Source organism: uncultured Microbacterium sp. (genome assembly GCF_963521645.1).
Taxonomy (GTDB): Bacteria; Actinomycetota; Actinomycetes; order Actinomycetales; family Microbacteriaceae; genus Microbacterium.
This window is the reverse complement of the sequence record NZ_CAUQVQ010000074.1, coordinates 1-12,202: the sequence shown is the minus strand read 5'-3', so window position 1 is coordinate 12,202 and position 12,202 is coordinate 1. Positions and strand designations below refer to the sequence as shown.

General features: G+C 69.1%; 10 protein-coding genes. 6 read left to right on the top strand and 4 right to left on the bottom strand.

Annotated features, from left to right (window positions below):
- Positions 1–68: 68 nt before the first annotated feature.
- From RWO82_RS12740 to ccsB, 4 genes are read left to right on the top strand one after another with little or no spacing between them, the layout of a single operon-like run.
- Positions 69–707, top strand: a complete 639-nt coding sequence (locus RWO82_RS12740) for a TlpA family protein disulfide reductase (protein WP_399540836.1) — start codon at positions 69–71, stop codon at positions 705–707.
- A gap of 16 nt (positions 708–723) precedes the next feature.
- A complete protein-coding gene (locus tag RWO82_RS12735; protein WP_314427639.1) occupies positions 724–1,500 on the top strand; it encodes a cytochrome c biogenesis protein CcdA in 777 nt (258 codons plus the stop codon).
- Positions 1,501–1,528: 28 nt separating this feature from the next.
- Complete coding sequence (locus tag RWO82_RS12730) at positions 1,529–3,277, top strand: cytochrome c biogenesis protein ResB (RefSeq protein WP_314427637.1); 1,749 nt, start codon at positions 1,529–1,531, stop codon at positions 3,275–3,277.
- A 4-nt stretch (positions 3,278–3,281) separates the two neighbouring features.
- Positions 3,282–4,268 (top strand): c-type cytochrome biogenesis protein CcsB, encoded by a 987-nt coding sequence (gene ccsB / locus RWO82_RS12725; RefSeq protein ID WP_314427635.1) that lies wholly within the window; start codon positions 3,282–3,284, stop codon positions 4,266–4,268.
- Between the two features lie 33 nt (positions 4,269–4,301).
- Here the strand turns inward: ccsB and RWO82_RS12720 are convergent, their stop codons facing one another.
- The 3 genes from RWO82_RS12720 to RWO82_RS12710 form a co-directional block, all read right to left on the bottom strand.
- The gene (locus tag RWO82_RS12720) at positions 4,302–4,889 is read right to left on the bottom strand and encodes a 2'-5' RNA ligase family protein (protein WP_314427633.1); all 588 of its coding nucleotides are present in this window, start codon (positions 4,887–4,889) and stop codon (positions 4,302–4,304) included.
- 71 nt (positions 4,890–4,960) lie between these two features.
- Complete coding sequence (locus RWO82_RS12715) at positions 4,961–6,925, bottom strand: YhgE/Pip family protein (RefSeq protein ID WP_314427630.1); 1,965 nt, start codon at positions 6,923–6,925, stop codon at positions 4,961–4,963.
- On the bottom strand, positions 6,922–9,717 hold the full coding sequence (locus RWO82_RS12710) for an MMPL family transporter (protein ID WP_314427627.1): 2,796 nt from the start codon (positions 9,715–9,717) through the stop codon (positions 6,922–6,924). The genes RWO82_RS12715 and RWO82_RS12710 overlap by 4 nt, the downstream gene beginning before the upstream one ends.
- A 132-nt stretch (positions 9,718–9,849) precedes the next feature.
- Here RWO82_RS12710 and RWO82_RS12705 point away from each other — a divergent pair, with 132 nt between their 5' ends.
- Positions 9,850–10,473, top strand: a complete 624-nt coding sequence (locus RWO82_RS12705; protein WP_314427624.1) for a TetR/AcrR family transcriptional regulator — start codon at positions 9,850–9,852, stop codon at positions 10,471–10,473.
- A 100-nt stretch (positions 10,474–10,573) separates the two neighbouring features.
- On the opposite strand, the gene RWO82_RS12700 is transcribed toward RWO82_RS12705, so the two are convergent.
- Positions 10,574–11,551 (bottom strand): o-succinylbenzoate synthase, encoded by a 978-nt coding sequence (locus RWO82_RS12700; RefSeq protein ID WP_314427623.1) that lies wholly within the window; start codon positions 11,549–11,551, stop codon positions 10,574–10,576.
- A 120-nt stretch (positions 11,552–11,671) separates the two neighbouring features.
- Between RWO82_RS12700 and RWO82_RS12695 the strand changes: the two genes are divergently transcribed.
- Entirely contained in the window at positions 11,672–12,004 is a 333-nt protein-coding gene (locus tag RWO82_RS12695; RefSeq protein ID WP_314427620.1) for a helix-turn-helix transcriptional regulator, read from the top strand.
- Positions 12,005–12,202: the final 198 nt, after the last annotated feature.

Sequence of the window (12,202 nt, the reverse complement as noted above, 5' to 3'; positions counted from 1 at the left end):
GGGGAGGGGAGGCGTCCGGCCCACGCATAGGAACCCCGCGTAAAATCGACGCCGTGCCACGCGTCTCGATGATTCGTCCGAACCGCAGCGGCCGCTCCTCCCGTACACGGCTTCCTCGCCGTGCGGTCGGTGTCGCGCTCGCCGCGGTGTTCGCCATCGGCCTGAGCGCCTGCGCACCCGATGCCGTGAGCGATTCGTTCCTCTCGGGGGAGAACACCGGTTACGTGGCAGCCGACGGTGCGATCGTCGAGATCCCCGTGGCTGACCGGGAGGCTCCCGTCGAGGCGTTCACCGGAGTCACCGAGAACGGCGAGGACTTCGACAGCTCCGAGCTCGCGGGCAAGGTCACGGTCGTGAACTTCTGGTACGCGGGATGCGCTCCGTGCCGCCTCGAGGCCGAGGCACTCGAGGACGTCTGGCAGGAGCACGGCGGCGACGAGGTGGCGTTCCTGGGCGTGAACACCCGCGACCAGGCCGACACCGCTAAGGCCTTCTCCGCCGAGTTCGGTGTGACGTACCCGAGTCTGATCGACGTGGACACCGCCCAGGCGAAGCTCGCGTTCTCGTCGTCGGTGCCGATCCAGGCGACGCCCACCACGCTCGTGCTCGACAAGCAGGGCCGAGTGGCCGCGCGCATCATCGGGCCGATCGACGGCACCTCTGTCCTCTCGACGCTCGTCAAGGACGCGCTCGCGGAGGACTCATGACCTTCTCGGGAGCTGCATGAACCCCGGGGCGATCATCGACTCGGGGGCGCTGTGGCTCGCGATCCCTGTGGCGATGCTCGCCGGGCTCATCTCCTTCCTCTCCCCGTGCGTGTTGCCGTTGGTCCCCGGATATCTCGGGTTCCTCGGGGGAGCCGTGGCGCCTCGACGCGCGCGAACGACCGTCGGCGGCGCCGTCGCGACGGCCGAGGCCCCCGCACGCACCAGGCTCGTGGTCGGAGTGCTTCTCTTCATCCTCGGCTTCAGCCTCGTCTTCGTCTCGCTGACGGCACTCGGCGGAATCGCGAACGTCTTCCTGCTCCAGTGGGGTGAGCTGATCACCCGTGTCCTCGGCGGCGTGATCATCGTGATGGGCCTGATCTTCCTCGGCGCTTTCGGATTCGCCCAGCGCGAGTTCCGTTTCCATGTCGACCCCAAGCTCGGCGTGGTCGGCGCGCCACTGCTGGGCGTCGCTCTCGGCATCGGCTGGGCGCCGTGCCTGGGCCCGACGCTCACCGCGATCTTCGCCCTCTCGTTCAATCAGGGCGACGCGTTTCGTGCCGGCCTGCTGGGGCTGGCGTACTCGCTGGGCCTGGGCATCCCGTTCCTGCTGGTCGCCCTCGGGTTCGGCTGGGCCACGAAGACCGTGGGGTTCCTCCGTCGCCACATCCGCGTCGTGAACATCATCGGCGGCGTGCTGCTGATCGCTCTCGGCGTGCTGATGGTGACCGGGCTCTGGACCGACATCATGTCGCGAGTGACGGCGGTGATCAGCAGTGTCCCCCTCCCGTTCTGATCAGCACGAGACGCATCGGAAGGATGACGTGAGCAGCACTACCGAGAGGTCGAGCGATCCGCTCCGGCCGTCAGATCACGTCGACGGCGAGGAATCCATCTCCCAGCCCCGTCTCGGCTTCGTCGGGTGGCTGCGGTGGGGCTGGCGTCAGCTGACCTCGATGCGCACCGCGCTGATCCTGTTGCTCGTGCTCGCGATCGCCGCGATCCCCGGCTCGATCTTCCCGCAGCGCATGGCCGACCCGAACGGCGTGACGCAGTGGGAACGCGACAACCCCGATCTGTTCCCGATCCTCGACGGCCTGAAGCTGTTCGACGTCTACCTGTCGCCGTGGTTCTCGGCGATCTACCTCCTGCTGTTCGCCTCACTCGTGGGCTGCGTGATCCCGCGCATCAAGCACCATGCGAAGGCGCTCCGCGCGCGCCCGCCGCGCACTCCGGCCCGCCTGAAGAGACTCGCCGATCACCGCGCGGTCCACAGGGCCTCCGACGACGCGAAGGCGGATGCCGCGGCCTCCATCGACATCGCCGCGAAGCAGCTCAAGGCGCTCGGCTACCGCGTCGAGCGCTACGACTCGGGTCGCACGTACTCGGCCTCCGCCGAGCGCGGGTACTGGCGAGAGACGGGCAATCTGCTCTTCCACCTCGCCCTCGTGGGCGTGCTGATCACGATCGGCGTCGGCGGCGGATTCGCCTACACGGGCCAGCGGGTGCTGGTCGAGGGCGAGACGTTCGCGAACACCCTGCTCGACTACGACTCGATGAACCGTGGTCGCTTCGTGGCCGACGACGCCCTCGCCCCGTACTCGATGCGCCTCGACAGCTTCGACGTCACGTACCAGCCGTTCGGGGAGCCCGGTTCGGGTCAGGCCGGCGACTTCTCGGCCAATGTGACCGTGCAGGAGAACGGCGAGGAGCGCACCGGTGCCGTCAAGGTCAACGAGCCGCTCGCGGTCGCCGACGACGACGTGTTCCTGCTCGGCAACGGGTACGCGCCGACGATCACGGTTCGCGACCCCGAGGGCGAGGTCGTGTTCACGAACAGCACGCCGTTCCTGCCTCAGGACAACAACATGACGTCTCTCGGCGTGATCAAGGTTCCTGACGGCCTCGCCGAGCAGGTGGGTCTCGTCGGATTCTTCTACCCGACCACCGGAGTGCTCGAGAGCGGGGCGTTCTTCTCGGCGTACGGAGATCTCACGAACCCGACTCTCACGCTCGACGTCTACACGGGCGATCTCGGCATCAACGAGGGAGTGCCTCGTTCGGTGTACGTGCTCGACACGACCGGCATGACCAAGGTGACGGGACGCTCGACCGACCTCGAGTCCATCGAGCTCGCTCCCGGGCAGACCGCCGATCTGCCGAACGGGCTGGGAACCGTGACCTTCGACGACGAGTCTCCCGCGGGCGCCACCGACCTCTCCGAGTCGGTCAAGCGGTTCGCATCGCTGCAGATCCATCGCGACGAGTCCGGCGTCTGGGTGCTCGGATTCGCGCTCCTCGCGCTGGGCGGACTCATGCTCGCGCTGTTCGTGCCGCGTCGTCGTGTCTGGATCAAGGCGACGGCGGAGGACGGTGTCGTGGCGCTCGAGTACGCGGGCCTCGCGCGCGGCGAGGATCCGACTCTTGCCGCGGCCGTCGACGACCTGGTCGCAGGGCACGCGCGTCTGCTCGACGAGTCGCGCGTGACGCGCGCGATCGACGACCCCGACGCCCACGACATCGACCGCGATTCCGCGACGGAAGCCGCAACCGACACCCCGAAAGTAGACTGACATCATGTTCGATCTCGAAGTGATCTCGCCCGTCCTGCTGTGGACGGCGATCGCGATCTACGCGGCGGCCTTCGTGGCTTACGCCTTCGATCTCGCCCGCCGCTCGCAGCTGTCTGCGGATGCGGCGAGCGTGCGCGAGTTCGAACTCGTCGGCGCGGGCGCCGGGTCGCGCGCCGCGAAGAACGGGAAGGCTGCCGCAGCATCCGGAGCCGCCGAGGCGCCGCAGCGCTTCGTGATGGCGCGCATCGGCACCTCCCTCACGATCCTCGCCTTCCTCTTCCACCTCGGTGCGACGCTCACTCGCGGTTTCGCCGCGGGTCGAGTGCCGTGGGCCAACCTCTACGAGTTCGCGATGATGGGCACGCTGCTGATCGTCGCGGTGTTCCTCGTGGTGCTGACGCGGCTCGATCTGCGCTTCCTGGGCACGTTCATCACGGGCCTCGTGGTGGTGCTGCTCGGGCTCGCGGCGACCAACTTCTACGTCGACGTCTCGCCTCTGATGGACCCGCTGAAGAGCGTGTGGCTCGTGATCCACGTGTTCGTGGCGTCACTCGGGACCGCGTTCTTCGCGCTGGCGTTCTCCCTCTCGGTGATCCAGCTCATGCAGTCGCGTCGCGAGCGTCTGGTCGCCGAGGGCGCGGAGAAGACCGGCCCCGGGTTCCTGCGCACCTTCCCGGGATCCGAGCGGCTCGAGAGCATGGCGTATCGGTTCACGATCATCGGCTTCATCCTGTGGACGTTCACCCTCATCGCCGGCTCGATCTGGGCCTACTACGCCTGGAGCCGGTTCTGGGGCTTCGATGTGAAGGAGACCTGGACGTTCGTGATCTGGGTGCTCTACGCCGGGTACATCCACGCACGCGCGACGCGCGGGTGGCGGGGCAACCCGTCGGCATGGCTCGCGATCGTGGGGTTCTCGGCCGTGATCTTCAACTTCACGATCGTGAACGTCTTCTTCAAGGGCTTGCACGCCTACTCCGGCCTCAGCTGATCCGGATCGGTCGGGTGGCGTGCGGCGCTGCGATCAGCGCGCTCCGAGGGGGATGACCTCGGCCTGCTCGACGCCGCCCTCGTACCAGACGAACTCCGCCTCGGCGATCCGCTCCGACGGTCGTGAGCCCAGTGAGCGCCGCGACTTGTGTGCGAGCTCCGTCCACACCGCCGAAGTGAGGGTCTTCGCGTAGATCAGCGAGACATGGAACTTCCATGACTCGATCGGACGCTCGTCGAGGCGCTGGAAGTCGGTGGTGGCGAGAGCGGCAGTGAGGCTCGAATACGCCGAGACGAGCGATGCGGTGCGTGTGAGCCGGACCATCACGACCTGCCGGGGCGCGGGGAATGCATCGACCGCTTCTGCGACGACGTCGATCGGGTGCTGACCCGCGGCCCACTCGCGCAGCATCGCACTGAGCTCGTCGCGCCGCTCGGGTTCGGCGAATGCGCGCAGGACGACGTGGCCGGTGCGAGGGTGCGGCACGTCGGCGCGACCCAACGCAGACGCCTGCTCGGAGCGGAAGACGTCGGCCACAGCGGTGGTGGGCCGCAGCACGAGGTACTGCCGGCCCTCGAGCGAGGCGAGCAGATCGGGGGTGTCCATGAAGGGGAGACGCATGTCTCGACCCTATGTCCCGCCGCTCCGACGCGCCGACACGACGGCAATGCCGGGGCGGCGCGGTTCGGCGTTCAGGTCGTCGCGAGCACGGTCTTCGACGAGGTCGTGCGCCGGAGGACCACTGCCACGGTCGTCGCGACGAGCGACAGCAGCCCCCACACCACGAGTCCCGCGGCGGCGGCACCGTCGGGGGCGATCAGACCGGCGAACGCGGGTGCCGTCGGAAGCGCGGCTCCGAGGTCGCCCAGCCACCCCGGTACGGTCGAGATCAGGCCCGTCGCGACGGCCAGCACGCCCACGAGCGCACTGATCCATCGGCCCGCACCGCCGAAGACCGCGACGAGCGCCTGGTTCACCGCCGCGAAGGCGATGCCGGCGAGAACCGCGGTGCCCGCGAACGCCCACCAGGCGCCCGCATCGTATTCCGCCACGAACTGGACGATGAGAGAGACCAGGAGCCCCTGTGCCGCGCCGATCACGGCGGCGGGCAGCAGAGCGCGCAGAGCGAGTCCTGCCGACGAGCGCCTCGAGGTCAGCGTGCGGGCCGTGTGCGAACGCATCACGAGGAATGAGGCGAGTCCGCCGAACCACAGCACCACGGCTGTGAGCAGGGGGATCGCCGTCGGTCCGAAGATCGTCGCGACGTCGGAGCCCTCCGACGCCACCGGATCAGCGATCACGGAGGCCAGGGACGTCGATTCGGAGTCGCTGAACGAGGGCAGGGAGTCGGACGCCGTGCGGAGCCCGCCCGCGAGGTCGCCTGTTCCGGTCGCCAGCGTGTCGAGGCCGGCGACGAGCTCCGTGCCCCCCGATGCGAGTTCGGTCGCTCCGTCCGACAGCTGTCCGGCGCCGGAGGCGAGCGCGCGTGCACCGGATGCCGAAGCGGCGAGACCGTCGGTGGCCAGCTGGTTCAGTCCGTCGGCGAGGGTGGTCGCGCCCGCACCCGCTTCGCTCAACTGCGTCGACAGCGTGCCGAAGGCGCCGGGCAGAGCGGCGACGCCGGGGGCGGTGTTCGTCAGATATCCCGAAGCAGTGCCCGCCGATGTCGCAGCGGTGACGGCGTCGCCGGCGGCGGATGCGAGTTGCGCGCAGAGCTCTCCGGATGCCGCGGGATCGCACGTGGCGGCCAATCCTCCCAGGGTCTGGGCCAGCGCCGCGGTCTGCGAGGCGGCGTCGGTGGCCGCTCCGGTGCCGGTCTGGAGTGCGCCCACCAGCTGGGACACGTCGGCGGCGTTCTGTTGCAGTGCGGCCGCGCCGTTCGTGAGTCCGAGCCCGATCTGCGATGCACCCGCGGCTGCCTCGCGAGTCTTGGCGGTCAGGGTGTCGAGCCCCTCCGCGAGCGAGGACGCACCGGTTCCGAGCTCCGCCGTTCCCGTGGCGAGCTGCGTGGCACCGTCGGGAATCGCCTGAGCGCCGGTCGCCGCATCGCGCGCGCCGGTCGCGAGCTGATCGGCGCCGTCGGCGGCATCGCCGATCTGGTCGCCGATGGTCGTGAACCCGACCAGGATGTTCTCCGTGGTGGCCTCCGACAGCATGGTGCCGAGGGTCGACGCGGCGACGTTCGCGATCTGGCTCGTGATGAGATCGTCGGCGACGAGTCCGTCGTCGGGAGTGGTGACCTCGATGGTCGCCTGCTCGGCGTCGCCGCTCCCGTCCGAGACCGCCTGCCCGGCCGATGTCGCCGCCGCGGAGAACTCCTCCGGAATCGTGATGACGGCCTGGTACGAACCGTCGGCCAGTCCGTCCTCGGCGTCCTGCTCGTTCGAGATGACCCAGGTCAGGTTGGAGTCGAGCTCGTCCGAGCCCTCGACGAGACCCGAGGCGAGCTGACGGCCGAGCGGGGTGAGCTGCCCGTCTATCTCGACGGGCTCATCGAGGTTGACGATCGCGGCCGTCATGGAGTCCAGCCGCTCGGTCGGGTTGTGCAGTGCGGCGACCAGGATGCCCCCTACGGCGGCCGGCAGCAGCAGCACTCCGAGGATCGTGAGCCACGTGATCGGCTTGCGCGAACGGGCGCGCTCGATGGGGAGGGTCATGCGTGCACCTCGGTCGTCTCGGAGGGTTGCTGCGGGTCGGGGAGTGCGGGGGAGGAGGTCGTCGTGCCGTCGGATGCGCCGACGTCGATCGTCTCGGCGACGGCGCGTCCGGAGTCCGACAGCACCTCGACGGCGCTCGCCGGGTCGAGCGCGGTCATCAGCACTGCGGTCGACGCGCGCGCATCACGCAACCGAGCGGCGAGCTGGTCGCGTTCCGACCGCGCGAGTCGGTCGACGCCGTCGATCACCACGAGCGCGGCATCGCCTCGGAGCGCCTCCGAGAGGTCAGTCGAGAAGTGGTCGGCGTCCGCGGCGAGGAGCACGCCGACGTGCGCTCGCACCCACGCCGCACGGCCCGGCAGCAGGTGCCCTGCGACGCGCAGGCGCCCGCCTTCGGGTGCCACTCGGCCCGCGATGGTCAGGGCGAGTGCTCGGAGCGCCCCGGGAGACGCGCCGGTGAGCACAGCGGCAGATCCGGGCGCCATCCGCAGGTGCAGGCCCGAGACTCCCGCATCGCCGATCGAGAGCTCGTCGGCGGCGACGACCGAGTCGTCGCCGGGCCACTCGGCCAGATGGCGTTCGCGCTCCACGGCTTCGCCCTCGATGTCGACGACGGGCAGCATCCGCTCGAGCCATGCGGGGATCTCCCACGCGCGCTCGCCGAGGATCGCCATGAGCGCGGGGATCAGGGTCATGCGCACCAGGAACGCATCGATCGCGATCCCGGCGGCGAGGCCGAGCGCGATCGGCTTGAGAGACGAATCGCCCTCGGGCACGAACGCGACGAACACCGCGAACATGATGAGCCCGGCCGCCGTGACGACCTTGGCCGACCCCGTGAAGCCGCTGCGCACGGCGCGCAGCGCGGCTGCCCGCCGCGTCGACCGGTCGGGGCTCTTCCTGTCGGGATCGTGCACGTAGTCCTCCCGCATCCGAGAGACGAGGAACACCTGATAGTCCATCGCGAGACCGAACAGCACACCCATGAGGATGATCGGCATGAAGCTGATGATCGGGCCGACCTTCGCGACGTGCAGAGCGTCGGCGAACCAGCCCCATTCGAACACCGCTCCGACGACCCCGAATCCGGCGATGATCGAGAGCAGATAGCCCAGCGCAGCCGTGATCGGCACCCAGAGCGAACGGAAGACGATCGTCAGGAGGATCAGCGAGAGGCCGATGACGAAGATGCCGAAAGGCAGCAGAGCGTTGCCCAGCTGGTCGGAGATGTCGATTCCGACGGCGGTGAACCCGGTGACCTTCAGGTCGATGCCGAACTCGTCGAGCCATTCGTCGTGGTGTGATCGGAGCTCGCGCACGAGGTCGGCGGTGGCGGGGTCGTCCGGCGCCGTCTCGGGGATGATCTGCACGATCCCGGTGTCTGCGGTCTCGTTCGGCGTCGCGAGCGCGACCTCCTTGACGCCGTCGATCTTCGACACCTCGTCGCCGAGGTCTTCCATCAGCCCCAGCGGGTCGGTCGATGTCACGATGGTGCCGGTCAGGATGAGCGGACCGTTGAATCCGGCGCCGAACTCCTCGGCGACGAGGTCGTAGCTCTGCCTGGCCTCGTTGTCCTTCGGCAGCACGCCCGCGTTCGGAAGGGCGAGATCGAGGCTCAGGGCGGGGACGGCGACGATGCCGAGTCCGAGCACGACCGCCACCGAGACGAGGATCGGACGCCTGGTGACGCCCGTCACCCAGCGATCGCTGAAGGGGCGGTGGGCCGGTGCGGGTTTCGCACCCGTCGCCTTGCGTGGCCTCCGGGGGCGACCCACGACCCGGCCCTTCATGAATCCGAGCAGCGCGGGAGTGAGCGTCACGGCGATGGCGACGGCGACCGCGACCGCGGCGGACGCGGCGATGCCCATCGTGGTGAGGAAGGGGATGCCGGCGAAGCCGAGGCCGATCAGCGCGATCAGCACCGTCACGCCGGCGAAGACCACGGCCGATCCGGCGGTGCCCACGGCGCGTGCGGTGGATTCCTCGGGCGCCACGCCCTCGCGCACCTGATCCTGGTGGCGGGCCATGATGAACAGCGCGTAGTCGATGCCGACGGCGAGGCCCAGCATGAGTGCGAGCAGGGGAGTGGTCGACGAGACCGTCGCGAAGGCCGTCGCCGCGAAGATGCCGGCCATCGAGATCCCCACCCCGAGCACCGCGGTGAGCAGGGGGAGACCGGCGACGACGAACGATCGGAACGTCACGATCAGCACGAGCAGCGCGATCAGGAGACCGACCGCTTCCGTGAGCGTCACTCCGGGGATCGAGGTCGCGAAGAGCTCGCCGCCGAGAACGGTCTGCGATCCGTCGGGGAGCGCGGCGGCGAGATCCGCGACGACGCTCCTGAGGTCGTCCTGAGTCGCCTCCGACACATCGGTCGCCTGGCCGTCGAACTGCAGGCGGATGATCCCTGCGGTCTCCTCCTCGTTGATCATCCCGCTGACCATCTCGTCGAAGGGCGAGGTGGCGGAGAGCACCGAGTCGTCGAGGTCGGCGAGCTCGTCGACGGCATCCTCGATGTCTGCCCGATACGGGTCGTCCGTGATCGAGTCGCCGTCGGCCGCGACGACGATGATCTGGGCGCTGGTGCCGCTGACGGCCGGGAACGAGCGGTTGAGCTGCTCGAGCCCTGCCTGCGACTCCGTTCCCGGGATCGAGAACGAGTTGTCGGTACCCGCTCCGAGCGTGAGTGCGCCGGCTCCTGCGATGCCGAGCACGAGGAGCCACGAGAACAGGACGCGCCACGGGTGCCGGTAGGACCAGCGGCCGAGCGAGGACAGGAGTGTGGACACGGGTCTCCTCAGAATCCGGTTCGGATACACAGGTGTATCCGATACATAGTTGTATCGTAAGGTGATCCGAGCCCCGGAGTCTGTGCGCGGGGTGTGAGATTCTCCGGCAGCTCAGAGTGGAAGGATGGGGCGATGACCACAACCGCCACGCGCAGTCGAGAGAACACCCGCTCGAGGCTCCTCGACGCGGCGGCGCAGGTGTTCGCCGAGGTCGGGCTCGAGGGCGCATCCGTCGAGGCCGTGTGCGAGCGTGCAGGCTTCACCCGCGGCGCGTTCTACTCGAACTTCGACTCGAAGGACGAGCTGTTCCTGATGCTCGCCGGCCGTGTCGCCGAGCAGCGCGTGAGCGCGGTGCGAGACCGCGTCGGTGAGATCGCCGCCGAGGGCGGGCTCGACACCGGGTGCGATCCGGTGGAGCTCGTCCAGCGCATCATGGATGCCGGCGGCGACGACCGCCTCGGCGTGATGCTCATGAGCGAGATCCGCATCCGCGCGCTGCGTGACGAGCAGTTCGGCGCGGCCTATCTGGCGCAGGAGCGCGAGATGGTCTCGAGCATCGCGACGATCATCACCGACATCGTGTCGACGGGCTCTCTTGAACTCAAGGTCCCCGCCGACCAGGCGGCGCGCATGCTCATGATCGTGTGGGAGGGCATGACCGTGCGCGGCGCGATGGCCGGACACGACTCCGATCAGCTGAGGCATTCGGGCGGCGAGGAGCTGGGCCGTCTCGTGCAGCTGCTGCTCGCCGAGTGAGCCGGCTCAACCCGGCTGCATGCCGACATCACACCTGCATGCTCGGATGCCCCGTCTCGACCTGCATCCGTGATCTCGACCTGCAGGTGGCCGCCCGTGGTCAGCGTGCGCCGAGCTCCGCATGGCACCGCGCGAGGCGGTCGAGCCACCAGTCGCGCCGGTCGTCCTCTGCAGCGAGGCGTGTGAGGGCGGCGGCATCCGGGGTGACGCGACCGGAGGGGATCGCCCCGTCGACCGGGCGTCGGTCGGCGACGTCGTCGATGAACAGCGAGGCCGTGCCCAGACCGCAGTCGTAGTCGAGAGTGGGCAGCGCGGCGGCGAGCGCTGCGCCCTGGGAGAGGCCGATCGCGGTGTCCAAGGCGCTGGAGACCACCACGGGGAGGCCTGCGGCGGTGATGATCTGCAGGGCGTGCGTGATGCCACCGAGGGGCTGGGCCTTGATCACGAGCAGATCGGCGGCCCTCTCGCGGGCCACTGCCAGCGGGTCGGACGACTTGCGGATGCTCTCGTCCGCGGCCACCGGTATGCCCATGTACTTCACTCGGGTCCGCAGCTCGGCGAGTTCGAGGACGGTCGCGCACGGCTGCTCGACGTACTCGAGGTCGAACTCGGTGAGCGCGTGCACGGCGTGCTCGGCCTCGTCGACGTTCCATGCGCCGTTCGCGTCGATCCGGATGCGCCCTTCGGGGCCCATCGCCTCGCGCACCGCCCGCACGCGATCGACGTCGTCGGCGAGGGTCTGTCCGGGCTCGGCGACCTTGACCTTGGCCGTGCGGCAGCCGGCGAAGCGCGCCAGCAGGTCGGGCACCTGCGCGGCGGCGATGGCCGGAACGGTGGCGTTCACGGGAATCCGCTCGCGGAGCGGCTCGGGCTGGGCATTCCAGGCGAAGTCGATCGCGGCGGCGAGCCAGGTGGCGGCCTCCGCATCCCCGTACTCGATGAACGGCGAGAACTCCGCCCACCCCTGCGGTCCTTCGAACAGCAGTGCCTCTCGGGTGTCGACGCCACGGAATCGCGTGTGCATGGGGAGCGAGACGACCCTGGCCGAGTCGAGCAGTTCTGCGAGCGGAGGAATCATGTGCTCATTCTGCTCCGTGTCGACCTCTCGACGGTGCCCGCCGAGCCGCGAGCTGCGCATGTGCGGTACCGAGTGAAGTGTCATTGACAATAGTGTGTGACGCACAGTAATGTGGCGGACATGAACGAGATCCTCGACACGCACCTGCAGGAGCTGCGTCGCGGCACCGTGGTGCTGGCCTGTCTGCAGCTGCTGCGCACGGCGGGGTACGGCTATGGATTGCTCGAAGACCTCGAACGCCGCGGCTTCGCCACCGACGCGAACACGCTGTACCCGCTGCTTCGACGTCTCGAGAAGCAGGAGTACCTCACGAGCGAGTGGAACACCGACGAGGCCAGGCCCCGCAAGTTCTACCGCACATCGGAAGCCGGCATCCGGCTCGCCGAGACCCTGACCGAAGAATGGCGCTCGCTCACGACGGCGATCGCGACCCTCACAGCTGAGGAGAACTGACATGAGCACGACAGCCACGCTCACAGAGCGCTACATCAGCGCCACGATCCGCAGCCTGACACCCCAGGTGCAGGATGACGTCCGTGCCGAGCTCGAAGCGGGGGGAGCGGACTAGCGGGGCGCCGCACCGCGCTCAGGCGGAGGGGGGGCAGGCACCGCCCGCCCCCCGCGAAGCGCGCGTGGGGAGGCGCGGGGGGG